The sequence below is a fragment of the Sinorhizobium sp. 7-81 genome (assembly GCF_030124405.1).
Classification (GTDB): domain Bacteria; phylum Pseudomonadota; class Alphaproteobacteria; order Rhizobiales; family Rhizobiaceae; genus Sinorhizobium; species Sinorhizobium psoraleae.
In genome coordinates this window covers 185,382-208,514 of record NZ_JASKLT010000006.1, presented here as the reverse complement: position 1 = coordinate 208,514, position 23,133 = coordinate 185,382, and the positions used below count along the sequence as shown (strand labels likewise).

Genomic DNA, 23,133 nt, shown 5'->3' with positions numbered 1-23,133 from the left:
GGGCCGTCTGAGATGCCGCCGGGAACCTTCGTCAAACAGTCGGGAAAGCGGACGAGCCATCAGCACGTCGTCGACGAACTGGGCCAGGCTGTCGTCGGCGGCGAATTTGCCGTTGGCGACATACTTCCGGGCGACACGGAGCTTGCGGCGCGCTTCAGAGTATCCCGCACCGTCTTGCGTGAAGCGATGAAAACGCTTGCGGCCAAGGGGCTTGTCTTCCCGCGTGCCCGCATCGGGACTCGCGTTATGCCGCGCTCGCACTGGAACCTGTTCGACAGCGATGTCCTCTCGTGGCATTTCAATGTCGGCGTCGACCGGGATTTCCTGCATCACCTCAGCGAGGTGAGACTGGCCCTCGAACCCTATGCTGCCGGGCTCGCAGCGCGACGGGCGTCGGACGCGGACATCAGCCAAATGATGCGGCTTGCCGTCGCCATGGGCGATGCCGGGCACAGTGCCCAGACGCTGGTGCATGCCGACCTTGATTTCCACCTGCATCTGCTGGAGGCCTCGCTCAATCCCTTCATGCGGACCGTGGGGAGCCTTATCGAAGCGGCGTTGATCGGTGTGTTCAAACTGACGAGCCCGCCCCCCGAAGAGGCCGAAATCGATCGCGTCGCGATGGCGCATATCCGGATCGTCGAGGAGATCCAGCGCCGTGACGAAGATGGTGCTCGAAGCGCGATGGAGAACGTGATCCGCGTCGGCCAGGATCGGCTCATGCTTAACCTCGCGGAAGGCAAGGCCCCTCTTCATAGCGGATCGTGAAAGCGCGACGCGCATGGACGCACGAAAGAACAAAGCGTTAGGGCGGCTTTCTCAGATGAGATGACCGCCCTCTTCGCCGGATGCTAGCTCGCATGGCCGGCTAGGTGGAGATGCCGCGGCGGTTCTATGCCTATGCGCCCATTTTCCGGTTCGATCCGCTTGCCTGTCGCGGTATCGAAAAGGTGCAGTTGCACCGGATCTATCGCAAGGCCGATTATATCGCCGCTTCCGACTCCGCCGCGGCCGGTCTCGACGATCGTCAGTTCCGGCTGCGTTGCCGTGGTGATGAAAGTGGCCGAACCGGTCGACTCGACGAAACCGACGGGAACGTCAAAGGCGCCCTGCCCTTCGGCAACGACCTTGATGTGCTCCGGCCGGATACCCGCAGTGACGGAGGATCCCGGCGGCAGGCCGCGCCCGAGCGCGAGCTTCGCCTGCGTCTTGCCGAAGTCGAGAGCGACATGAGCGCCACCTTCGCCGACGATCGCCGGTATGAAGTTCATAGCGGGCGAGCCTATGAAGCCCGCAACGAACTTGTTGGCCGGGCGGTCGTAGAGATCGAGCGGCCGGCCCTGCTGCTCGATGATGCCGTCGCGCATGACGACGACGTGGTCGGCCATGGTCATCGCCTCGATCTGGTCGTGCGTCACGTAGACCGAGGTGGCGTTGAGCCGGTCATGCAATGCGCGGATTTCCTTGCGCATATGCACGCGAAGCGCTGCGTCAAGATTTGAAAGCGGCTCGTCGAACAGGAATGCCTTCGGGTGGCGGATGATAGCTCGGCTCATCGCGACACGCTGGCGCTGGCCGCCCGAGAGTTCGCGCGGATAGCGCTTCATCAGATGCGAGAGCCCGGTCGTTGCCGCCACTTCCTCCGCAGCCTTGCGCGCTTCCGCCCTCTTCACGCCGCGGATGCGCAGGCTGTAGGTCAGGTTCTCCTCGACCGTCATATGCGGATAGAGCGCATAGGACTGGAAGACCATGGCGACATCGCGCTTTCGCGGCGGAACGTCGTTCATGAGCGCGCCGGCGATCTTCATCTCGCCGGTCGAGATCTTTTCGAGGCCGGCGAGCGAACGCAGCAGGGTGGACTTGCCGCAGCCGGATGGGCCGACGAGAGCGACGAAGGTCCCCTCCTCTATCGCGAGATTGATGTCCTTCAGCGCGTGGAAGGCACCGTAGAACTTGTTGACGCCGTTGAGTTCGATCTGGAGGGTCATTTGAGGGCTCCCGAAGTGAGGCCGGAAACGATGCGGCGCTGCAAGAGGATGAAGGCTGCCAGAATCGGGGTCACGTAGATCGTGGCGTAGGCCATGATGTTGTTCCATTCGTTGGTGTTCGGCCCCATGAAGGAATTCAGGCCAACGCTGGCGGGCTGCAGTTCGATGTCCTGGATCATCGACTTCGAATAGACGAACTCGCCGAAGGCCTGCATGAAGATGAGGATCGCACTGACGAGGATACCGTTGCGCGCCAGCGGCAGGACGATGTTGAAGAACGCGCCGATGCGCGAATTGCCGTCGACGAGAGCCGCCTCCTCGAGCTCCATCGGCACGCTCATGAAAGTCGCCCTGACGAGGACCACGAAGAACGGCATGCTCTTGGCGGCGATCGCCAGGATGACCGCGAAGCGCGGCGTGTCGAGCAGGCCAAACTGCGAGAAGCCGACGAAGATGGGCGTGATCATCAGCGAGGCCGGCAGCACCTGCAGCATGAGGATGAGAAACAGGCCGATATCGACCCAGACATTACGGTAGCGGGCGAGCACATAGGCGCAGCCGACGCCGAGCACCGAAATCAGCGCCACGGCGCCAAAGGCGATGACCAGCGAGTTCCAGAGATAGCGCCCCATGTTGCGGCTTTGCCAGACATCCCCGTAGATGCCCCATTGCGGCTCGCTCGGCCAGAATTTCGGCGGCGTCGCGAACATGGCCGAGCCGGACTTCAACGCCGTGATGTACATCCAGTAGAGCGGAAAGAGATAGATGGCGGCAAGCACCAGTGCCACGGCCAGCATCAGTCGATTGCGGAATTGTTCGCTCATCCCCTGACCTCATGACGGGTGGATCGCACATAGACGACTGAGGCGAACATAACGAAGACGATCATGATCACCGAAATCGTTGCGCCCTTGGCAAAGTCGTATTGGCGGAAGGAGAGATCCCAGGCCCAATACTGCGTGACGTTCGAGGTGTTGTTCGGTCCTCCCGATGTGATCGCGGCGAAGAGATCGAATTGCTGCAGCGTGAAGATCAATCCGAGCGCGATGATCGCGCCGATCGTCGAACGCATCATCGGCAGCGTGATCGTCCAGAAGCGTTGAAGCCCATTGGCGCCATCGAGCTCGGCGGCCTCGTAGAGATCCTTCGGTATGCCCGAGAGCCCGACGGAGAGCAGGATCATGTTGAAGGACGTGCCGAGCCAGATATTGGCGATGATGACGGCCCAGAGCGAATAATTCGGATCGGAGCGCCAGAAGATATTGCCGTCAATGACACCCGTTTCCCTCAGGAGGAAATTGAGAACACCGAAGTCGCCCGAAAGAATCCAGTTCCAGATGGCGCCAACGACGAGCCCCGGCATTACCCAGGAGACGAGAAAGAGGCCGCGCAGCCACGAGGCGCCGGGAAAATTGGTCCAGAAGAACAGCGCGAGGCCGAAGCCGATCGCAAATTGTCCGGCGATCGAGGCCGCCACGAAGAGCGCCGTATTGAAGAGAATCGGCCGGGTTTCGGGCTGCGAAAACAGATCGACATAGTTGCGGAAGCCGACAAAGGGCCGCGCGAAGCTGCCGAGGCTGAACATGTCCACTTCCTGGAAACTCATCACCACGTTGTAGACGAGCGGCAACCCGGACATGACGAACAGGAAAGCGAGCGGCAGCGCGACGAGGCCGATGTCGAAGCCCTTGCCGTCCGTGACACTGGATAGAATTCTCTTCATGGCGATCCCCTCTCCCGCCGGCGACCCGGCCGAAGCCGGAGATCGCCTTTCGGGAGGAAACTCGGGCGGACATTGCGATCCGCCGGTGAATGCCTGCCGCCGCTCCGCAAGCCGGGGCGGCGGCATTATCTCAACCCTGAACCGCCTTGATCTTCTCGGCCGCCTGGTCAAGCGCTTCCTTGGAAGTCATCTGGCCGGTCAAAGCCGCCTGGATCGCGTCCTGGATCGCCTTGGAGATTTTCGGCCATGCCGGATGCGGACCGCGGGGCTTGGCGTATTTCAGCTGCTCGACGAAGACCTTCAGCGCCGCGTCCTTCAGCGGTTCGCCGGTCGGCGGAATGGTGATGTCAGAGCGTGCCGGCAATTGCCCGAAGTCCTTGAACATCCTGTTGTCCTGCGACACGAAATATTCGAGAACCTTGAAGGCTTCCGCCGGATGCTCGGTGTTGGCGAATATCGCCCAGTTGAAGTCGCCCATAGCCGAGGAGCGTTCGGCTCCCGGTTCGGGCACGGGCAGGAGTGCCACGCCCCAGTCGAACTTCGCCTCCTCGATCATTCGATCCAGTTCCCATGGCCCGGAGATCGCCATCGCCGCATTGCCCGAATTGAAGGTACCGGTCGAATCCCATTGGCTTCGCGTCAGCGTATCCGGCGACGCCAGCTTCTCGTCGATGATCTTCTTCCAGACGTCGAGCGCCTTGACCGCTCCGTCGGAGTTGATCGCATCATAACTGCCGCCGGCCATCTGCGCCCAGGGAAGGAACTGGAACGTCCCCTCTTCATTGGCCTTGGCCGAGAAAGTCAGACCGTAGACATTCGCGGCCGGGTCGGTCAGCTTGCGCGCCGTCTCTACCAGTTCGTCCCAGGTCTGCGGCGGCTTGTTGGGGTCAAGGCCCTTGGCCTTGAACATGTCCTTGTTGTAGTAGAGCGCGATCGTGTTGGTCGCCTTCGGAATCCCGTAATATTTTCCGTCCCAGGTCACCGAGGCGAGCGGCCCCGGAAAGTAATTCTCGATTTTGACGACCGACGATTTCGCGATCATGTCGGTGAGGTCGAGGAATGCGCCGCGTGACGAAAAGAGCGCGTGCTCCGGATTGTCGACCGCAATGATGTCGGGTGCCTGCCCCGTCGAATAGGCGCGCATCGCCTCGCTGACCACGTCGTCGAACTGGATCTGGCGATATTCGACTTTAATTCCGGTGTTGAGCTTGTTGAAATCGTTGATCAAGTTTGGCGCCGGCTGAATGTCTCGATCCAGCGACCAAACACTGATCGTCACATCCTCCGCGCTGGCGGAGAACGCCGCCAGGGAAGTGCCGAGGGCGACGGTGCCCAGAATTGCATATCTGCGGAAGCCCATAATTTCCTCCTTTGTTGTCCCGCGACCGGCATCCTCCATGCCGGCGGTCAGGCATGCCTCAGACCGGATCGGTGACGAAATCGCCGCCCCGGCATGTTTTCAGGTGGTTGAGCGCGTGGACCTGGCCGGTCATTTCGAGCGCATCGCGATAGACCGGATCGTGCCAGCCTTCGATGTCGATCGAACCGGACCAGCCGGCAAGGCGCAGTTCCGAGATGATGTCGGTCCAGTTGCTGTCGCCGAAGCCGGGCGTGCGCATGAAGACGAACTTCTCCTTGCCGAAGATGCCGTGCTCGCGGATCACGTCCCAACGGATCGTCGCGTCCTTTCCGTGAACGTGGAAGATCTTCTGAGCCCATTTGCGGATCTGCGGCAGAGGGTCGATCAGATAGACCATCTGGTGGCAAGGTTCCCATTCGAGACCGATATGGTCGTCCGGGGTCTCGTTGAAGATGAGTTCCCAGGCATCCGGATTGTGGGCGATGTTCCAGTCGCCGGTTGCCCAGTTGCCGTCCATGGCGCAATTCTCAAAGGCGATCTTCACGCCCTTGTCGGCGGCGCGAGCGGCGAGCTCCCGCCAGATCTTCCGGTAGCGCGGCAGGCTGTCGGTAAGTGGCCGATTGCGGATGCGGCCGGTAAATCCTGCAACGCAGGTTGCGCCGAAGTGATGCGCATTGTCGATGCAATCCTTCCAACCTTGCAGCGTCTGCAGGTCGATGTCGGTCTCCTCGAGCGGATTGCCGAACATGCCAATCGTCGAGATCGTGATGTCGCGATCGCCGATAACGTCCTTGCAACGCTTCCCGAGTTCAGCGAGGTCCTGGCCGTTCGTGGTCTGCCAGAAGAACGGCTCGAAGCTTTCGAAGCCCATGTCGGCGATCTGGCCGATGCGTTTGGCGGCGTCGCCTTTGGTGGCGCTGACCATCGTACCGATGCGGATGGATTTGGCTGGATTGCTCATCAGATACCTCGTTCAGATTGTCACGCGCTGCCGGGTGCGGGCGCTCTCGATCGCCGCGAAGACCATGGCAAGGCTGTTGATATTGTCGTCGCTTGCCGTCTCCGGCGTTCCGCCGGACCGGATGGCCGCGAGAAAGTCGGCGATCACGCTGGCGTGGCCATGCGTTTCCGCCTGATCGACCGGCTCGGGAACCTCGAGCGGCACAAGTTCGCGCAGGAACCCTTCGCTGCCGGTGACCCTGTTCGCCCGGAAGCTTTCTGCGCCGTCCCAGAGCAGCGTGCCCCCGGTGCCGATGATCCGCCACTGGCTTTCCCAACTCGTATTCGCCCCCTCCGCGCACCATGAGCCTCGATAGGTGAAGGTCACGCCATCAGACAGTTCGAAGATGGCATTCGCGGCCGCGCCATGCGCATACCAGGACCCGCGGGGATTGCTTTCGTGGCAATAGACTGCAAGCGGCGTCTTGTCGGCGATGAAGCGCGCGGCGTCGAAGGTATGGATCGCCATGTCCAGGAGCAGAACGTTGTCCATCTCTTCGCGGAAACCGCCGAAATGCGCGCCGATGAAGAAGTCACAATGAAGACCGGTCAGCTCGCCGATCGCGCCGCTTTCGACGAAGCGCCGGATGCGGCGGACGCCGGAGATGAACCGTCGGTTCTGAACGACGGCATGAACCTTGCCGGCCTCGCCCGCAAGGCGGATCAGTTCGCGGCCGGCGGCGAGCGAGGTAGCCATCGGCTTTTCGCTCAGTACGTGGCACCCGTGCCGGAGTCCGATGGAGACCACCTCGTGGCGGGCGGCCGGTACGACGATGTCGAAGAGTACGTCTGGCTTGGTTTCGCTCAAGACCGCGTCGAGATCGGAGCCGGTGACCGCACCCGCGATGTCGAACTCCGCCGCGAGGCCGCGGGCTGCATCGGCGTTGACGTCGACGAGCCCGACGATGCGGATTGAAGATTGAAGTTCGCGGTTTGCGGCGATCGCCTTGAGCCAACCCTTGGCCATAGCTCCGCACCCGCACAGAACTGCGCGCAAAATCACGTTTCTCCTCCCGTAAGTCTACGAAAAATCGCCTTGTTTTGGCGACCGTAAACGTTTACGAAACTATGCGGAGTTTCCAAAACATGTCAATAGGGATTCGGAGACGGTGGATGAATGACGGAGGATCACGGTCGGGATGAAGGGAATTCGGCGTCTTGCGCAACATCTCGATATTTCCATCGGCACGGTCTCGCGGGCACTCAACGGCAAGCCTGACGTCAACGACGAGACGCGTAAGCGCGTGCTCGAGGCAGCCGCCGAACTGGGTTATGTCCCGAACCAGTCGGGCCGCAGCCTCAGGCAGGGAACGACCAACATCATCGGCTTCATGATGCAGACCGGCACGGAGATTACCGGCCAGGGTGACACGTTCTTCATGAGCGTTTTCGATGGCGTGCAGGCCGTCTTTGCGAGGCACAAGCTTGATCTCGTCGCCCTGCTCTGCTCCTCGGAGGAGGATCCGAGCGATTACCTGCGCCGGGTCGTGGCGCGCGGCTTCGCCGACGGATTGATCCTTTCGTCTACGCAGAGGCGCGATCCCCGGATCGAATTCCTCGCCGAACGCAATATTCCCTTCGTCACGCTTGGTCGAAGCCTGACGGATGCCGGCCAGCCCTGGATCGATCTCGATTTCGAGGGCATGGCGCAGGCGGCTATCGATCGTCTGGTGGCCCGCGGGCATCGCCGCATCGCCGTCACGCGGCCGCATGACGACGTCAACCTCGGTTATATCTTCGTCGATCGCTGCCGCGATGCGCTGGCGGCACACGGCCTGCCCCTGGAAGAGAACCTGATCTTCCGCTCTACGCCAAACGAGGCAGGTGGCTACCAGATCGCTCGCGATCTGCTCGCGCTCGACAAGCCGCCGACGGCGATCGTGCTGATCAACGAGACGATCGCGATCGGCTTCTATCAGGCGCTCTCCGAGGCAGGCGTCAAGCCGGGGCGCGACATCGCAGTGATCGGGCGCTACAGCCCGCACGCGCATTTTCTCTCACCGCCGCTCACCTGCTTCCGCCTGTCGCTGCGTGATCTCGGCATCGCGCTGGCGGAAACCCTGCTTTCCGCCATGCCCGCCTTCAAGGGTCACTATCCGGACGCACCTGCAAACAAGGTCTGGCCCTTGGAGCTTGTCGAAGGCGAGAGCGACACGTTCCGCGTCCCCCTGCGCTGAGTGTCCCGGCACGCCTGCGGCACGCGATCGGCTGGCGTCATCCATCGGATTTGGAGCCTGCCGATGGCCCTAACGGATCATTTCCGCAACTCCGGCGTTTGAACACGTAAGTCAATCATCGGCTTCGGCCAGTCTCCTCGTCGGAGGATTGGCGGCCGCCTCCTGAAAGGAGATTTCAATGCGCGGAATTTTCCTTGTCCCTGCCCTTCTCGGACTGTCAACGACCGCCTTTGCCCATGACGCCCCCAGCGGATGGAAATACCCGAACTCCTGCTGCTCGAATATCGATTGCCGGCAGATTACCCAGACGGCAGTAAGCGAACGCCCGCAAGGCTATATCATCGAAGCCACCGGAGAAGTGCTTCCCTACACCGACGGACGAGTGCGCATCTCGCCGGACGGTTATTACCACTGGTGCTCCGCCGCCGGTGAAGAGCGCAGCAAAACAATTTGCCTGTTCGTGCCGCCGCGCGCCTATTGAAAATTCTCTGAACTGGCCCAACCGTCAGCCGCCGTTGGCCCTTTCGCCATGGCGATGCCGAGGTGATCGACTATCATAGTGATTGTCGGAACCTCGGCCTGATATGCGAGTTCATCGAAGAGGACGGCCGCTTACCGGCAGCAGCACGCAGGAGCGGAACGCGCATGGGTTGGTCTCTCAGGATTGGAACGATTGGCGGCACGGCCATACGGCTGCATGTCACCTTCGCACTCCTGCTCATCTGGATATGGCTGATGCACTACCGGATTGGCGGCGCACCAGCCGCCTGGGAAGGCATCTTCTTCATCATTGCCGTCTTCGTCTGCGTCGTGCTGCACGAGTTCGGGCACATTGCCGCCGCGCGCTATTTCGGAATCAAGACGCCGGATATCACGCTGCTGCCGATCGGCGGAGTGGCCCGTCTCGAACGCATGCCCGAGGAACCTCGCGAGGAATTTATAATTGCCATTGCCGGCCCCCTCGTCAATGTCGTGATCGCGGCGCTGATCTTTCTTGCGCTCGGCGGATCGGTCGGCATGGAGCAGATGGCAGGTGTCGAAGACCCCGGAAGGAGCTTTCTCGCAAGGCTTGCCGGCGTCAACGTCTTTCTCGTGCTTTTCAACATGATCCCTGCCTTTCCGATGGACGGAGGCCGCGTGCTGCGCGCCGCCCTCGCCTCGCGCCTCACCTGGGCGCGGGCGACCGAGATCGCCGCGGCAATCGGCCAAGGTCTCGCCTTCGTTTTCGGTTTCATAGGGCTGTTCTATAACCCGCTGCTGATCTTCATCGCCATCTTCGTCTATCTTGCGGCGACGGCCGAAGCGCAGAACGCGCACATCCGCGCGGTTTCCGGGAGCGTGCTCATCGCGGACGTCATGGTCACCGAATTCGCAAGGCTTGACCGGTCGGCGACCATCGACGAGGCGATCGAGATGCTGCTTGCAACGACGCAGCGCGAGTTTCCGGTGGTCGATGCCACCGGCCGCTTCGAGGGGCTGCTGACGCGCGATGACATGATCCGGACACTGAAGGAAAGAGGAGCCGAGACGCCGGTTGTCAGCGCGATGCGCGGTGACGTTCCCAGAATCCACTATCGCAAGCGCCTCGAGGAGAGCCTGCGGCTGATGCAGCAGGCCAGTTCCCCTGCCGTTGCAGTTGTCGACGGCTCGGACCATCTCGTCGGCCTCATGACGCATGAGACGATCGGCGAAATGATGATGGTACGCGCGGCGGCCCCAGGCAGCTTCCGGTTTGGCCACCTGCGCCGGGACAAGTCTGATTACACCCATCTTTGAAACATTCAGGCAACTTGGCGCCGGAACCGAACATGGGCTGAAACGTTCGACTTCGGAAATCGAATGGGGTTTCGGCAATGCTCCTCACCTTACAGGTTCTGACGATCACCGTGGTGGCTGTTGCAATGGCGCTTGCGCTCGCGCACGCGCTTGAATTGCCAGGCAAGCTCAGATTGGGCAAGGAACAGTATTTCGCCGTTCAGCCGATCTACTATCCCGGCTTCACCATCGGTGGCGCGGCCGAGCCTGCGAGCCTCGTGCTCAGTGCCGTTCTCCTCTTCCTGACGCCTCCCCTGACGCTGGCTTTCTGGCTGATTGCCGCCGCCTTCATCGGACTATTGGCCATGCAGGCGATCTATTGGATCCTGACGCATCCGGTGAACAATTTTTGGCTTAAGGACGTCAAATTGAAGGGTATGAGCGCCGACTTCTTCTCGCTGGGCGCTTCACATGATGTTGCTGATTCCGCAACCCGGGATTGGACGTATCTGCGTGACCGGTGGGAATTCTCTCATGTCGCGCGGGCGGCGTTCGGCTTGATCAGCCTGGTCCTCCTTGCAATGGCGGTCGCGCTCTAGCCTGATCGGGATCAGGTGTGCCGAGCAGGAAATCGCGGCGCCAACACTGCCATGCTTATCGATGCGAAGGCCAAGAGTTTTGCTGCCGCAACGACCATGTGTCCCGTCTCCCATCGCAATCGGATGGACGCGAAGTCGGCCGGAATGGGACCCGGCGTCCAGGAAGCCAATACGGCATTGGCCGGCGCAACGACTGTAAACCAAGCCATGAGGCCGAGCGCCAACAGGCAGGTGCCCGCCAAGGCAGACCAGAAGGCGGGCCGCTCCCTCGCAAGGAGACAAGTCAGCAAACCCGCCATCAATATTGCCGCCACGTCGAGCGGGCCGCCAATTCTGGCAAACAGTTCAAATTGGCCGTTGAAGACCGTCGCCTCACGCCAGAGTTCGGGCGACCAGACGGTCAGCCGCGGTGGCGCCTCCAACACATGGGCAAAGGACGGACCGAGACTGAGCGCTGTGAGCAAAAGCGAAGCAAGTGCTGTCAGATACAGAATCATGATCCGTCCTTCCCATTGCGACAGGCTACCGAAACAGTGCCCATCCGTGCGTTGTTCCGCCAGCCGATTGTTTCGCGCGAAGGCACCGGCCGGTAATGCGCCTCGCGATAATCGGCGAAACGTTGCGGCATAGGCACGGCGCTCACGGAATGTTGTTGGCGGACGTCGCAATCCGGCCGCGGTTTCGCCGATACTGGTCGAAACAGAAACGGAAATCGGCCCATGCGCGCAAGGACGGTCGGCTCCCTCCCTCTCATACTTTTGCTCCTACTTACATCAGGGCAAGCCTTCGGCGTTGACCCACCACGGTCGGGACATCCGGTCTTCGACCGCGCCGTCCAACTCGTGGTCGACAATTTTCATGATAAGGAGGCGCTTGACCGGTTCGCTGCAACGGTGCGCCGCGCGGTAGAAGACGTGCCGGTGACTGCCAAGAGTTCACAGGCGCAGGTCGACAGGGCGGTTGACGCGATCCTCAGCAGCCTCGATGCCTCGCATACGGCCCGCTTCAAACGCGATAGCATCGACTATTACGAGCTCATCGACATATTCCGCTTTGCCGTTCGCAACGACATGCGGCGATTGTTCCCCCCGGAGGGCGACGCTAACTATGCGGGCATCGGCATGATCGCACGAGGCGACGGCCAGCGGTTCGTCAGCGACGTCTACGATGGCTCGCCGGCCGACCGCGCCGGAATTCTGGTCGGCGACGAGGTCCTGTCGGTCGATGGCGCGCCCTATGATGAAATCGGATCCTTTAAAGGCAAGATCGGCCGAAACGTCGAGGTGCGGCTGCGGCGGCATGCCGATGCTGCGCCGATCACCGTCAAGGTAATGGTCGAACGGCTGAGGCCGCTGCGGACATTCGAGAAGGCAATTGAGAACAGCGTAACGGTGACGGAGCATGATGGAAGGCGGATCGGTTACGTTCGACTATGGACGCTCTCTGCTCCCGACGGCCTGGACATTGTCGCCCGCGAGCTTTCCAACGGACGCCTCAAGGACGCCGATGGTGTGATCGTCGATCTGCGCGGCCGTTGGGGTGGCGGTCCGCCCGACGCGGCGGAGCTTTTCGTCGGCGACACGCCGACGTTCCGGCTGATCAATCGGAATGGCAAGGAGACCCCGGCCAATGTGCGCTGGCGCCGGCCGGTGGTCGCGATCATCGATGAAGGTGCCAGAAGCGGGTTGGAACTCTTCGCCTATGCATTGAAGGCGAACGGGATCCCTCTGGTCGGAACGCGAACGGCCGGCGCTCTGCTCGCCGGCCGCGCCTATCTGCTGCCCGACGACAGCCTGTTGGAACTGGCAGTCTCGGATGCCGTCATCGACGAGGGTCTGCGGCTCGAAGGCCGCGGCATCGATCCTGATATCCCGGTGATCTTCAGCCTGCCCTATGCGGCAGGACGGGATGCTCAATTCGACGCTGCGATGGAGGAGATGCGGCGCATCCTGCTCAAGGGTTGACGCGAGGAGCGCTTATTCGCTCTGTCGGAAGTTGCGTATCCGGTCAAACAGGACAGCAAGCACCGTGGCCCCGCCGATAAAGGTGCCCTGCCAAAAAGCATTGATGCCGAGCAGGCCGAGACTGTTTCGGATCACTTCGATGAGCGCCGCACCGATCAATGCCCCGGACGCCGTGCCGACGCCGCCGGCGAGATTGGCGCCGCCGATGACGGCAGCCGCAATGACCTGGAGCTCCATCCCCGCGCCGATGTTGGTCGTGACGGCGCCGAGCCAGCCGGTCTGAATGATACCGGCGATCCCGGCCGAGAGCGCAGAGATCATATAAACGGTAACCTTGATCCTTCTGACCGGTACGCCCGTGAGTGTAGCCGCGTGTTCATTGCCGCCGATGGCAAAGACGTAACGGCCGAATTTCGTCCAGCGCAGCACGAAACCGGTGAGGAGCGCCAGCGCGATCATGTAGAGCACTGGGTTGGCGATGCCGAAGAACCATGCACCGCCGCCGAGCGCCAGCAACGCGTCATGATCGGGACCGAACTGAAAGACGACGGTATTGTTGGACGCGACCATCGCCAGGCTGCGGGCGATCGACAGCATGCCGAGCGTGATCACGAAGGGCGGGAATCCCAGATAAGCGATCATGACGCCGTTGAAGGCGCCGATCAGAAGCGCGGTCCCGATCGAGGCGGCGATGCCGACCTCGATGCTGTAGCCGGCGTGCATGACCACGGCCAGAACCATGCTGCAGAGGCAAAGCACGGATCCAACGGACAGATCGATGCCGCCCGTGATGATCACCAACGTCATTCCGAGGGCGACGATCGCGACGAAGGTCACGTTGCGGGTGATGTTGTAGAGGTTCTTTGCCGTCGCAAAGGAGTCGGTTGCGAAGGACAGGAATATGCAGGCGAGGATGACGGCAATCAGCACCCAGAAAGTCTGGCTGGCCAGCAACGCCGCAGGCCAGGTTTGCTGCCTCTCTTCCATGGTCCGTTCCAGCGTCGTTGCCATTGTCGACCTTCGTTTCTTTTAGCCGCTGCCGCGCGTCCGATGAAGCGCGGCGCTGTAGTCCCGTTCAGACTTGTTCGATCGCGCCGGTGATGAGCCCGGTGACTTCCTCCGGTGAACTTGCAGCAATCGGCTTGTCCGCAACCTTCCTGCCGCGCCTCATCACGATGACACGGTCGGCGACGTCGAAGACGTCCGGCATGCGGTGGCTGATCAAGATTACGGCAATGCCCCGGTCGCGCAGTTCCCGGATCAGGTTCAGAACTTCCGCCACCTGCCGAACCGAAATCGCCGCGGTAGGCTCGTCCATGAGCACGATCTTTGCCTCGGAGAGCATGGTGCGGGCGATTGCCACCGCCTGCCGCTGACCGCCCGACATCTGTTTGACGAGATCACGCGGTCGCGTTTCCGATTTCAGCTCCCTGAAAATTTCGCCGGCGCGCTTGTACATCGTCTTGTGATCGAGGATCCGCAGCGGGCCGAGGCCGCGCCGCAGTTCGCGTCCGAGGAAGACATTCGCCGCGGCCGTCAGATTGTTGCAGAGCGCCAGATCCTGGTGAACGATCTCGATGCCATGCTGGCGCGCCTCCACGGGCCGGTGAAGCACGAGCTCCGCGCCGTCCAGGTGCATCGTGCCGTGACTTGGCCGAAAGTTGCCGGCGATCATCTTGACCAATGTGGACTTGCCGGCGCCGTTGTCGCCCATGAGGCCGACCACTTCTCCCGCTTCGAGCGAAAGCGAAATATCACTGACCGCCTGGATGGCGCCGAAATGTTTGGAAATGTTGGCGAGTTCGAGGACCGCCACGGCCTTCTATCCTCCCGCTAGCTCCAGGCTTGCGGCCGCTCCGAAACCCCACCTTGGATCCGGAGCCGTCGCGATCTCGCTTTTCCGATTTCTTCCCGGACGTGCGATTAAGCGAATTTACGCAAAACCTTACGATAGCGTCAATCGATTGTCCCGCGATTCATTCGCTCCACCCGGCCAAGAATCCATTTTGTATTACAAATACTCGTTGACGAGCGAAGCGCGCGGATATTAGCTGTAGAAAGGGGAGCAAGAGCATGCTGATCCTTGTTACCGGTGCAACGGGCAAGGTCGGGCGGCACTTCATCGCTGGGCTGCTTGACGATCCGCGATTTTCCAAGGCGCGCATCCGTGCGCTTTGCCACAATCGTCTGTGCCCGGAAACCGAAAGAGTCGAGGTGTTGCGCGGATCGATTGCCGATCGGCACGTCGTGGCAAAAGCACTCGCCGACGTCACCCATGTAGTGCATCTCGCCACCTGCAAGGAAACGCCCGAGGACATCATCGACGTCACGGTCAAGGGGCTGTTCTGGCTGCTTGAGGAATTCCGGACAAGCGCCGCGGCGCGCCAGTTCATCCTCATTGGCGGCGACGCCGGGATCGGCCATTTCTATTACCGTCACGACGGGCCGATTACCGAGAAGGCACCCCATCAGGCGTATCCCGGGTGCTACGCGCTGTCGAAGGTGCTGGAAGAGGTGATGCTGGAGCAGTTCGGCATTCAATACCGCCTCAACGGCTGCTGCCTTCGCGCGCCGTGGATCATGGAAAAGGACGACTTCAAGTACACGCTGTCCTTCGGCGACGACGTGTTCGGCGGCCCGGTGTGGAAGAACCTGGTTCCCGAAGCCGATGCGAAGCGCTATGCCGAAGACGGCACCGTACCACTCATACGCGATGCCGACGGGCGGCCACTGAAACGCAATTTCGTGCATGTCGATGATCTGGTCTCCGCCATATTGGCGGCGATCGACAATCCACGCGCGATGCGCCAGCTCTTCAATATCTCGATGGATAGGCCCGTCGACTACGGCGAGGTCGCCGCCTATCTCGCCCACACCCGCAGCCTCGCTTGCGTCGACATCCCAAGCCAGTTTCACTCGAACTGGATGGACAACAGCAAGGCGAAGTACCTGCTGGACTGGCGACCCGACTACGACATGGAAAGGCTTATCGATTCGGCTTGGCAGTACGAGCGCTCACGGGATGACCCGCGCATCGTCTGGTATCCGGGTTGATCTGTGTGGCGGGCACATGGGTGTCCGTTTGTTTCAAGGGAGGAAGGAATGAGGAAGGCACTATTGCTTGCCGTTGCCGTCTTGGCACTCAGCGCCGGAACGGCCATGGCCCAGAAGAAACAGCTCGTCATCGTCGTGAAGGGCCTCGACAACCCATTCTTTGAGGCGATCAACCAGGGTTGCCAGAAGTGGAACAAGGAAAACCCGGATTCGGAATATGAGTGCTTCTACACCGGTCCGGCATCGACGTCGGACGAAGCCGGCGAGGCGCAGATCGTCCAGGATATGTTGGGCAAGGCCGAAACGGCCGCCATCGCCATCTCGCCCTCCAACGCCAAGCTGATCGCCCAGACACTGAAAACCGCCAACCCGTCGGTTCCGGTGATGACGCTTGATGCCGACCTCGCCGAGGAGGATTCGGCGCTACGCAAGACCTATTTAGGGACCGACAACTACCTGATGGGCGCACGCATCGGCGAGTACATCAAGAAGGCCAAGCCGAACGGCGGGAAGATCTGCACGATTGAAGGCAACCCGGGCGCCGACAACATTCTGCGCCGCGCCCAGGGCATGCGGGACGCGCTGACCGGACAGAAGGGGCTTACAGAACTGAAGGGCGAAGGCGGCTGGACCGAAGTCGCCGGCTGCCCGGTCTTCACCAATGACGACGGCGCCAGGGGCGTCCAGGCGATGACCGATATCCTTGCAGCCAATCCGGACCTCGACGCCTTCGGCATCATGGGTGGTTGGCCGTTGTTCGGCGCGCCGCAACCCTATCGTGACCTCTTCAAGCCGATGGCCGACAAGATCGCCAAGAACGAGTTCGTCATTGGCGCCGCCGACACCATTGGCGAGGAAGTCGCGATCGCCCGCGAGGGCCTGGTGACGGCCCTTGTCGGGCAACGGCCTTTCGAAATGGGCTACAAGGCGCCATCGGTGATGCTGGACCTCATCGCCGGCAAGCCGGTCGAGGATCCGGTCTTCACCGGTCTCGACGAATGCACCAAGGATACCGTCGACACCTGCATTCAGAAGTAGGGCATCCGGCGGAGGCCGGCGGCTTTTCATGCCGGTCTCCGCCCATGCGGCTCTGCCGCTCAGATCTGCCAGTCGGGGTCGAGCGAATAGGCCCTGATATAGTCGATCTTCATTTCGGCCCCGTCGACGAGGCCATCGGTCGGCGTGCCGGCAATGCCCCCGACGGCGAGATTCACGAGCATGTACATCGGGTCGTGCATGTCCGAGGGGGTGTCGGCACGCGCGATCGCGGCGTCATCGAAGTACCAGACGATCTCCTCTTCCGTCCAAAGCACTCCGTACTTGTGAAATCCGCTGGTATCGGCAACCTTGACGGCGCTGGCAATGCTGGTCTGCGAGCCGGTTTCGTTGGAATGGACGGTAGCGATGACGGTGTTCGCATCCTGCCCGCGCATTTCCACGACATCCAATTCCGGTGGCCAGGAACCATCGGCCGGGAGGAGCCAGAAGGCCGGCCAAACGCCCTGGTCGTCCGGCATGTCCGCGCGGATCTCGAAATAGCCGTAGGTCTGGGCAAAGGACGAGTAGGTCGTCAGCATGCCCGAGGTGTAGTCATAGCCGTTGATTTCGGCCTGGATGGCCGGGGACGCCGGTGCTGCCGTGATCGTCAGGACGCCGTTGTTGACCGAAAACGGTTTGGCCGCGGCGGTCGGCTGATAGGCCGGATTGATATACCATTGAAGCTCGCCGTTCTCGGAGAGCGTCGCTCCTTTATCGGGAGCCCACCAGAATTTCGCGTCCCAGACGCCGCTCGAGCCGCTGCGAAGCTGAAGCGTGTTGAACTCGTCCGAGAAGGTCTGCGTCAGCACGGAGCGATCGAGGCTCAGTCTGAACTGGTTCGCCTGCAATTGGTCGGCGGTAGTGTTGGCGAAAACCAGGCTCTCGCCGTCGGCGAGGCTGAGCCGCAAATTGGCGCCTTCCTGCCTGAGATTGGCCTGGACCTGGGCAAAGGACGTAAATCCATAGCCCTCGAGGCGGACGATATCGTCGAAATTGAAATCGGTGATAAGGTCGCTGCCGTTGCCGCGCGTAAAGGCAAAGACATCGGCGCCGCCCGCGCCTCGCAACACGTCGTTGCCGGCACCGCCATCGAGCGTCTGGCTGCCGGAACCGCCGGTAATGATGTTGTCGGCATCGTTGCCGAGAGCAAACCGTCCATTGCCGGTAACGGTCAGGTTCTCGAAATTGTCCGGGAGCGTGTAGCTCATCCAGGTGTTGATCGTATCGACACCCTCGCCGGCTGCCTCGTAGGCGCGATTGATCCCGGAATAGAGATAATAAATGTCGTCGCCTCTGCCGCCGATCATGGTGACATTGACGGAACTGTCGCCCCACATGGAATCGTTGCCGGACGTCCCGTAGAGTGTGGGTCCCGATCCGGTGGCGGAAAACCACGCCGTTGAGTTTCCGCTGTAATACAGCGTCTTGCCCACGGCGTTCAGCACAGTTCTGCTCATAAAAACGTCTCCGGTTTGTTGGTCGATCTCCTCCACGGGTCCTGACAGTCGTCACTCCACCCGCGGGGGAACCTAACATCGGGTTCGCCGAGGATCTACCGTGTGACCTTGGGGGTTCGGCAAGCTGATGACTGCCGATCCGGAACAAACCTGCTCGCGCCGCGTTTCTGGGGGTCAGCGAGCGCTTGCGGAGGGACCTATGAGCAGCGCGGAGGCTCTGCCGAAAAGTTTGGAGAGCAAGATCGGCACTTTGGATTCGCCGGATTTTCGGGCGGTGCTGGACGCACTGCCGATGCCTGTCTACGCCACGGACCGAGAGGGCATCATCACCTATTTCAACCAGGCGGCCGCCGATTTCGCCGGACGAGAACCCAGACTCGGCAAGGACCGTTGGTGCATCAGTTGGGAACTGCGTCGCACCGACGGCTCAAATCTCCCGCATGATCAATGTCCGATGGCCCAGACGCTGAAGGAAGGGCGGGCGATCAGGGGACACGAGCTTGTTGTCGTACGGCCGGATGGAACGATGATTCCGGTCCTTCCGTATCCGACACCGATCTTTGACAAGTCGGGAACGTTGACGGGCGCAATCAATCTTCTGGTCGACATCAGCGAACGCAAAGGCTCCGAAACTATTCTGCGCACGAAGACCGAGCGGCTGGAAGCACTCGGCCGCATCGCTAAAACGCTCTCCAGCGACCTCGATCTGGAACACATCATCCAAACCGTCACGGACAGCGCTACAAAGCTGAGCGGCGCGAAATATGGCGCGTTCTTTTACCGTGTCACCGATGAAGCCGGCGAGCATTTCCAGCTTTACACGTTATCCGGCGCACCGCGCGCAGCATTCGAACGGTTGGGGCTACCACGCAATACGGCCCTTTTTGCCGCGACCTTCCGCGGCCACGGTGTCGTGAGGAGCGACGATATCCGCAAACATCCGCAGTACGGTCTGAGCAAGCCTCACCTCGGGATGCCACCGGGCCATCTCCCGATCGTCAGCTACCTGGCCGTCCCGGTCATTTCCCGGTCTGGCGACGTGCTGGGCGGGCTGTTTCTCGGGCATGACGAACCGGGGGTGTTTTCAACGGAGTCCGAGGATGCCGTCGAGGCCCTCGCCGCGCACGCTGCAATCGCGATCGACAACGCCCATCTGCTGCTCGTCAGCCAGCGCGAAGCCGAGAGCCATCGACGGGCCGAACAGGATTCGCGGTATCTCGCAGCGATCGTCGAGTCCTCCGACGATGCCATCATCAGCAAGGATCTGAACAGCATTATCACCAGTTGGAACAACGGCGCCGAACGTCTGTTCGGGTACACCGCGGATGAAGTGATCGGGAAACCAATCACCATTCTCATGCCGCCGGGCCACGAAAACGAGGAGCCTCGGATCCTTGAGCGTATCCGCAGTGGCGCGCGTGTCGATCACTACGAAACGAAGCGTCAGCGCAAGGATGGGAGCCTTGTCGACATCTCGCTCACCGTTTCGCCCGTTCGTAATGCCACAGGCCGCGTAATCGGCGCATCGAAGATCGCCCGCAACATCACGGAACGAAAGCAAGCCGAAGAGACGATGGAAAAGCGCCTGCGCGAGCAGGCTTCGCTCTATCAACTCACTGAACAGCTTCATCGCGCCAAGGGGATCGAAGAGGTCTACGACGCGGCGTTGGATGCCATTCGCGCGGCACTCAATTGCAGTCGCGCGTCGATTCTTTTGTTCGACCAGTCCGACAGAATGCGCTTCGTCGCCTGGCGGGGATTGTCCGACCACTACCGTCGCGCCGTCGAAGGACATTCTCCGTGGACCCCGGAAGCGCAGGATCCGGACCCCATCTTCGTTGAAGACGTCACGAGAGCCGAGCTTTCCGACGAACTCAGGGCGACAATTGCATCGGAAGGCATTGCCGCGCTCGGGTTCATTCCCTTGATTACGGAGGGAAGGCTTGTCGGAAAGTTCATGGCCTATTACGACAGGCCGCATGTGTTCGTTGAAACGGAAATCAGCCTCGCGCTGACGATCGCGCGACAGCTCGGCTTCAGCATCCAGCGCATCCGAGCCGAAAGGGCGAGGCAGCTCGCGGAAGAGCAGCTGCGACGCAACGAAGCCAACGAAAGGGCTCGCGCAGCCGAACTGCAGGCCATCATGGAAGCCGTGCCGACCCCCATTTGGATAACACGAACGTCTGACTGCCGTGTCATCGACGGGAACAAAAGTGCATACGACCTTCTGCACCTGCCGCCGGATTCGAACCTCTCGTTTTCGGCCCCGCCTGATGAACAGCCCTCTCATTTCCGGATTTTTTCGGGGGGCAGGATGCTGTCGCCCGATGAAATGCCCGTGCAGCGCGCGGCGCGCGGAGAAGAGGTCGAAAACTTCGAAGAGGAGATCCGCTTCGATGACGGCACCTCGCGCCATCTGCTCGGCAACGCCACCCCCTTGCGCAACCCGCTCGGGGAACAGACCGGCGCCGTGGCCGCCTTCGTCGACATTACCGAGCGCAAACAGGCAGAGGAAGCGCTGCTGGAAAGCGAGCGTCGGCTGAAGATGGCCTTGGATGCCGGGCGGATGGGCGCCTGGGAGTGGGATTTGCAGACCGGCAGGGTAATCTGGTCACCCGGCCTCGAGAAGCTTCACCGGGTCGATCCTGGAACATTCGAAGGGACATTCGCCGCCTTCAAGCGCGATATTCATCCCGCCGATCTTGCGGCCGTCGAGCAGGCGATAGAGAAGGCGCTGGAGACGCGGGAGGACTACCATGTCGCCTACCGCATTCTCCTCGCGGACGGTACGATACGCTGGATGGAGGCTTTCGGCCGGTTCTCGCCCGCAGACGGCGGCACGGGCGAGCGTCTGGCCGGCATTTGCATGGACATCACGGAGCGGAAGGAAGCCGAGGCGCAGAGGGACCTTCTTGTTGCCGAACTCAGCCACCGCGTAAAGAATACGCTGGCCACCGTCAACTCTATCGCGCGGCAATCCTTCTCGACGAACCCCGATGCGCATGATGCGCAGCGGTCGTTCGATGCACGCATCCGGGCGCTGGCACAGACGCATACCCGACTTGCGGAATCGCGATGGTCGGGCGTCTCTCTTCAAACCATATTCTCCGACGAGCTGGCTCCCTATCGAAACGAGAACGTGGACAACATCTCTCTCGATGGTCCGCCAACGACGCTGCCGCCCAAACATGCTCTTACGCTTGGTATGGCAGCACATGAGCTCGCCACCAACGCGGCCAAGCATGGGGCGCTGTCCGTGAAGGCCGGCCGCGTAAGCGTTGATTGGGTCGTCGATCCGACGGAGAAGCGGCTTCGCATCCGCTGGATTGAGACGGGAGGTCCTTCCGTCTCGGTGCCGACCCGAAACGGCTTTGGCCGTTTGCTTCTCGAACGTGTCCTCGCTTCCGATCTGGGCGGCGATGTCCGCCTGGAATTCGCGTCGCAGGGCCTGAACTGCGCGATCGACGTGCCCTATCCCGGGGGAACCGAATGACTGGAGCCGAGGGATGCCGGGTCTTCGTCGTCGAAGACGAATTTCTGGTGGCATTGCAGATCGAGGATGACCTCATCGCGGCCGGCTACGTCGTCGTGGGCCCGTTCACGACGCTACAGGGATCGATCGATGCTTCACGCGAACAGAACTTCGAAATCGCCACACTGGACCTGAATTTGCGCGGCGAGTTCGTCTATCCGCTTGTTGATGAGTTGCTGGCCCGCGGGGTGCCCGTCCTGCTGCTGACGGGCTATACGGCGTCGGATCTGCCGGAGCGGTTTCGCGCCTTGCCTCGCCTGGCAAAACCGTTCAACGGCCCTGAATTGATCAGGCAGGTTGAAAACCTTTTGGCTGCGAAGTGACCCGCCGCCATGCCGCAACTACGGCCCCCAGCGTAGCGCAGCCGTATCGACGGGAGCGTCCCAAAGCGACAGCTCACGCCCGTCGAGGCGCGCAATCGTCACCGAAAGCCCGGCCATGTCCAGCGACGTCACGTAGGTCCCGACCAGCGATCTGGCCACAGCCAGGCCAAAATCGGCGCAGAGCGACCGAGCGATATTGTACGCAAGATAGAGCTCCGACACCGGTGTGCCGCCAAAGCCGTTGACGAAAAGCAGAAGGCGGTCGTTCCTGTCCGGTGAAAGATCCAACCTGATCGCCTCCAGGATCATCGCGACGATCTCGGTTGCCGTCGCGAACTTGGCGCGCGCACGCCCCGGTTCTCCGTGAATGCCGACGCCCATTTCCATTTCATCTTCCGCGAGCGCGAAGGTTTCGCGTTGAGTGTCGGGCACCCTAACGCCGCGCAACGAGACCCCCATCGTGCGGATGCGCCCGTCCAGGTCCTCGCCGAGCCGCTTGAGATCATCGAGCGGCCAGCCCGCCTCCGCCGCTGCGCCGAGCAATTTTTCGACGACGAGGGTTCCGGCGACCCCTCTCCTGCCCTGGCTGCGACGGAATCCGTCCGGATTGATATCGTCGCGGACGATCACAGTGGCAACCTGGTGATCGGCAGCGGCGAGCTCTGCCGCCATCTCGAAATTCATGACGTCGCCATCGTAATTCTTGACGACCAGCAGGCATCCGGCGCCGCCGTCCGTTTCGCGGATCGCCGAGACGATCTGATCGGGCGTCGGCGACGTGAAGACATGGCCCGTGCATGCGGCATCAAGCATGCCCGGTCCAACGAAGCCGACATGCATCGGCTCGTGCCCCGCCCCGCCTCCTGAAATGACAGCGACCTTGCCGGGACGAAGAGTCCGGCGTCGGACGAACTTGCCGTCGGCGCCAAAAGCCACCAGGCGCTCATGAGCCGCGACGAAGCCCGCCAGGCTCTCGGCAACGAGCGTCTCGGCGCTATTCATGAACTTCTTCATCGTGCCCTCCAACGGCGCCCGTCCCCTCAGACGCGGCCACCGCAACACTCTGAAATTTTGGCATCATTCCCTTTCGGCTTGTTCCAGCCGAGGGAAGCGTGCCCGCGTACTTCCATGCGAGGCGCCTCGTGGAACCGCTCCCGGCAGCGA

At 61.4% G+C, this 23,133-nt stretch carries 21 protein-coding genes; 10 read left to right on the top strand and 11 right to left on the bottom strand.

The features are described from left to right. The first annotated feature begins 12 nt into the window (after window positions 1-12). Complete coding sequence (locus QN224_RS20875; protein ID WP_283978197.1) at window positions 13-768, top strand: FadR/GntR family transcriptional regulator; 756 nt, start codon at window positions 13-15, stop codon at window positions 766-768. Window positions 769-851: 83 nt separating this feature from the next. Here QN224_RS20875 and QN224_RS20870 read toward each other — a convergent pair whose 3' ends face one another. From QN224_RS20870 to QN224_RS20845, 6 genes are all read right to left on the bottom strand, one after another. Continuing rightward, window positions 852-1,988: an ABC transporter ATP-binding protein gene (locus QN224_RS20870; RefSeq protein WP_283978196.1), complete on the bottom strand. Its 1,137-nt coding sequence runs from the start codon at window positions 1,986-1,988 to the stop codon at window positions 852-854. After that, window positions 1,985-2,812: a carbohydrate ABC transporter permease gene (locus tag QN224_RS20865; protein WP_173513536.1), complete on the bottom strand. Its 828-nt coding sequence runs from the start codon at window positions 2,810-2,812 to the stop codon at window positions 1,985-1,987. The genes QN224_RS20870 and QN224_RS20865 overlap by 4 nt, the downstream gene beginning before the upstream one ends. Then, entirely contained in the window at window positions 2,809-3,711 is a 903-nt protein-coding gene (locus QN224_RS20860; RefSeq protein WP_269275559.1) for a carbohydrate ABC transporter permease, read from the bottom strand. Before QN224_RS20860 ends, QN224_RS20865 begins: the two co-directional genes overlap by 4 nt. Before the next feature lie 130 nt (window positions 3,712-3,841). Beyond that, the gene (locus tag QN224_RS20855; protein WP_173513534.1) at window positions 3,842-5,071 is read right to left on the bottom strand and encodes a sugar ABC transporter substrate-binding protein; all 1,230 of its coding nucleotides are present in this window, start codon (window positions 5,069-5,071) and stop codon (window positions 3,842-3,844) included. A gap of 58 nt (window positions 5,072-5,129) precedes the next feature. Continuing rightward, on the bottom strand, window positions 5,130-6,032 hold the full coding sequence (locus QN224_RS20850; RefSeq protein WP_283978195.1) for a sugar phosphate isomerase/epimerase: 903 nt from the start codon (window positions 6,030-6,032) through the stop codon (window positions 5,130-5,132). A gap of 12 nt (window positions 6,033-6,044) precedes the next feature. Continuing rightward, complete coding sequence (locus tag QN224_RS20845) at window positions 6,045-7,073, bottom strand: Gfo/Idh/MocA family protein (protein WP_173513532.1); 1,029 nt, start codon at window positions 7,071-7,073, stop codon at window positions 6,045-6,047. Between the two features lie 136 nt (window positions 7,074-7,209). Here QN224_RS20845 and QN224_RS20840 point away from each other — a divergent pair, with 136 nt between their 5' ends. The 4 genes from QN224_RS20840 (at window position 7,210) to QN224_RS20825 (ending at window position 10,601) form a co-directional block, all read left to right on the top strand. Next, window positions 7,210-8,247: a substrate-binding domain-containing protein gene (locus QN224_RS20840; RefSeq protein ID WP_173513531.1), complete on the top strand. Its 1,038-nt coding sequence runs from the start codon at window positions 7,210-7,212 to the stop codon at window positions 8,245-8,247. Between the two features lie 178 nt (window positions 8,248-8,425). Then, a complete protein-coding gene (locus tag QN224_RS20835) occupies window positions 8,426-8,728 on the top strand; it encodes a hypothetical protein (RefSeq protein ID WP_173513530.1) in 303 nt (100 codons plus the stop codon). Between the two features lie 164 nt (window positions 8,729-8,892). Further along, a complete protein-coding gene (locus QN224_RS20830; protein WP_173513529.1) occupies window positions 8,893-10,023 on the top strand; it encodes a site-2 protease family protein in 1,131 nt (376 codons plus the stop codon). A gap of 77 nt (window positions 10,024-10,100) precedes the next feature. Next, the gene (locus QN224_RS20825) at window positions 10,101-10,601 is read left to right on the top strand and encodes a DUF1772 domain-containing protein (protein WP_283978194.1); all 501 of its coding nucleotides are present in this window, start codon (window positions 10,101-10,103) and stop codon (window positions 10,599-10,601) included. Between the two features lie 11 nt (window positions 10,602-10,612). Here the strand turns inward: QN224_RS20825 and QN224_RS20820 are convergent, their stop codons facing one another. Next, entirely contained in the window at window positions 10,613-11,098 is a 486-nt protein-coding gene (locus tag QN224_RS20820) for a DUF1772 domain-containing protein (RefSeq protein ID WP_283978193.1), read from the bottom strand. A 222-nt stretch (window positions 11,099-11,320) separates the two neighbouring features. Here QN224_RS20820 and QN224_RS20815 point away from each other — a divergent pair, with 222 nt between their 5' ends. Then, window positions 11,321-12,565: a S41 family peptidase gene (locus QN224_RS20815; protein WP_283978192.1), complete on the top strand. Its 1,245-nt coding sequence runs from the start codon at window positions 11,321-11,323 to the stop codon at window positions 12,563-12,565. Window positions 12,566-12,577: 12 nt separating this feature from the next. Here the strand turns inward: QN224_RS20815 and QN224_RS20810 are convergent, their stop codons facing one another. Both QN224_RS20810 and QN224_RS20805 read right to left on the bottom strand, forming a co-directional pair. Next, on the bottom strand, window positions 12,578-13,576 hold the full coding sequence (locus tag QN224_RS20810; RefSeq protein ID WP_173513527.1) for an ABC transporter permease: 999 nt from the start codon (window positions 13,574-13,576) through the stop codon (window positions 12,578-12,580). A gap of 64 nt (window positions 13,577-13,640) precedes the next feature. After that, complete coding sequence (locus QN224_RS20805) at window positions 13,641-14,381, bottom strand: ATP-binding cassette domain-containing protein (RefSeq protein ID WP_173513526.1); 741 nt, start codon at window positions 14,379-14,381, stop codon at window positions 13,641-13,643. A 257-nt stretch (window positions 14,382-14,638) separates the two neighbouring features. Here QN224_RS20805 and QN224_RS20800 point away from each other — a divergent pair, with 257 nt between their 5' ends. Next, complete coding sequence (locus QN224_RS20800) at window positions 14,639-15,619, top strand: NAD(P)-dependent oxidoreductase (protein ID WP_283978191.1); 981 nt, start codon at window positions 14,639-14,641, stop codon at window positions 15,617-15,619. A gap of 48 nt (window positions 15,620-15,667) precedes the next feature. Beyond that, window positions 15,668-16,657 (top strand): sugar-binding protein, encoded by a 990-nt coding sequence (locus QN224_RS20795; protein WP_173513524.1) that lies wholly within the window; start codon window positions 15,668-15,670, stop codon window positions 16,655-16,657. A 59-nt stretch (window positions 16,658-16,716) separates the two neighbouring features. On the opposite strand, the gene QN224_RS20790 is transcribed toward QN224_RS20795, so the two are convergent. Next, entirely contained in the window at window positions 16,717-18,114 is a 1,398-nt protein-coding gene (locus tag QN224_RS20790) for a family 16 glycosylhydrolase (protein ID WP_283978190.1), read from the bottom strand. A 199-nt stretch (window positions 18,115-18,313) separates the two neighbouring features. Between QN224_RS20790 and QN224_RS20785 the strand changes: the two genes are divergently transcribed. After that, on the top strand, window positions 18,314-21,607 hold the full coding sequence (locus tag QN224_RS20785; RefSeq protein WP_283978189.1) for a PAS domain S-box protein: 3,294 nt from the start codon (window positions 18,314-18,316) through the stop codon (window positions 21,605-21,607). Then, complete coding sequence (locus QN224_RS20780) at window positions 21,604-21,969, top strand: response regulator (protein ID WP_173513522.1); 366 nt, start codon at window positions 21,604-21,606, stop codon at window positions 21,967-21,969. The genes QN224_RS20785 and QN224_RS20780 overlap by 4 nt, the downstream gene beginning before the upstream one ends. Before the next feature lie 18 nt (window positions 21,970-21,987). On the opposite strand, the gene dhaK is transcribed toward QN224_RS20780, so the two are convergent. Further along, window positions 21,988-22,983, bottom strand: a complete 996-nt coding sequence (gene dhaK, locus QN224_RS20775; protein WP_283978188.1) for a dihydroxyacetone kinase subunit DhaK — start codon at window positions 22,981-22,983, stop codon at window positions 21,988-21,990. Window positions 22,984-23,133 lie beyond the last annotated feature (150 nt).

What these genes read in the sequence shown, in the direction of transcription:
- QN224_RS20820 (WP_283978193.1), bottom strand. Translation starts at nt 11,098, where the DNA reads ATGATTCTGTATCTGACAGCACTTGCTTCGCTTTTGCTCACAGCGCTC.
- QN224_RS20795 (WP_173513524.1), top strand. Translation starts at nt 15,668, where the DNA reads ATGAGGAAGGCACTATTGCTTGCCGTTGCCGTCTTGGCACTCAGCGCC.
- QN224_RS20825 (WP_283978194.1), top strand. Translation starts at nt 10,101, where the DNA reads ATGCTCCTCACCTTACAGGTTCTGACGATCACCGTGGTGGCTGTTGCA.
- QN224_RS20815 (WP_283978192.1), top strand. Translation starts at nt 11,321, where the DNA reads ATGCGCGCAAGGACGGTCGGCTCCCTCCCTCTCATACTTTTGCTCCTA.
- QN224_RS20870 (WP_283978196.1), bottom strand. Translation starts at nt 1,988, where the DNA reads ATGACCCTCCAGATCGAACTCAACGGCGTCAACAAGTTCTACGGTGCC.
- QN224_RS20850 (WP_283978195.1), bottom strand. Translation starts at nt 6,032, where the DNA reads ATGAGCAATCCAGCCAAATCCATCCGCATCGGTACGATGGTCAGCGCC.
- QN224_RS20855 (WP_173513534.1), bottom strand. Translation starts at nt 5,071, where the DNA reads ATGGGCTTCCGCAGATATGCAATTCTGGGCACCGTCGCCCTCGGCACT.
- QN224_RS20830 (WP_173513529.1), top strand. Translation starts at nt 8,893, where the DNA reads ATGGGTTGGTCTCTCAGGATTGGAACGATTGGCGGCACGGCCATACGG.
- QN224_RS20860 (WP_269275559.1), bottom strand. Translation starts at nt 3,711, where the DNA reads ATGAAGAGAATTCTATCCAGTGTCACGGACGGCAAGGGCTTCGACATC.
- QN224_RS20865 (WP_173513536.1), bottom strand. Translation starts at nt 2,812, where the DNA reads ATGAGCGAACAATTCCGCAATCGACTGATGCTGGCCGTGGCACTGGTG.
- QN224_RS20835 (WP_173513530.1), top strand. Translation starts at nt 8,426, where the DNA reads ATGCGCGGAATTTTCCTTGTCCCTGCCCTTCTCGGACTGTCAACGACC.
- QN224_RS20875 (WP_283978197.1), top strand. Translation starts at nt 13, where the DNA reads ATGCCGCCGGGAACCTTCGTCAAACAGTCGGGAAAGCGGACGAGCCAT.
- QN224_RS20810 (WP_173513527.1), bottom strand. Translation starts at nt 13,576, where the DNA reads ATGGCAACGACGCTGGAACGGACCATGGAAGAGAGGCAGCAAACCTGG.
- QN224_RS20780 (WP_173513522.1), top strand. Translation starts at nt 21,604, where the DNA reads ATGACTGGAGCCGAGGGATGCCGGGTCTTCGTCGTCGAAGACGAATTT.
- QN224_RS20840 (WP_173513531.1), top strand. Translation starts at nt 7,210, where the DNA reads ATGAAGGGAATTCGGCGTCTTGCGCAACATCTCGATATTTCCATCGGC.
- dhaK (WP_283978188.1), bottom strand. Translation starts at nt 22,983, where the DNA reads ATGAAGAAGTTCATGAATAGCGCCGAGACGCTCGTTGCCGAGAGCCTG.
- QN224_RS20790 (WP_283978190.1), bottom strand. Translation starts at nt 18,114, where the DNA reads ATGAGCAGAACTGTGCTGAACGCCGTGGGCAAGACGCTGTATTACAGC.
- QN224_RS20800 (WP_283978191.1), top strand. Translation starts at nt 14,639, where the DNA reads ATGCTGATCCTTGTTACCGGTGCAACGGGCAAGGTCGGGCGGCACTTC.
- QN224_RS20785 (WP_283978189.1), top strand. Translation starts at nt 18,314, where the DNA reads ATGAGCAGCGCGGAGGCTCTGCCGAAAAGTTTGGAGAGCAAGATCGGC.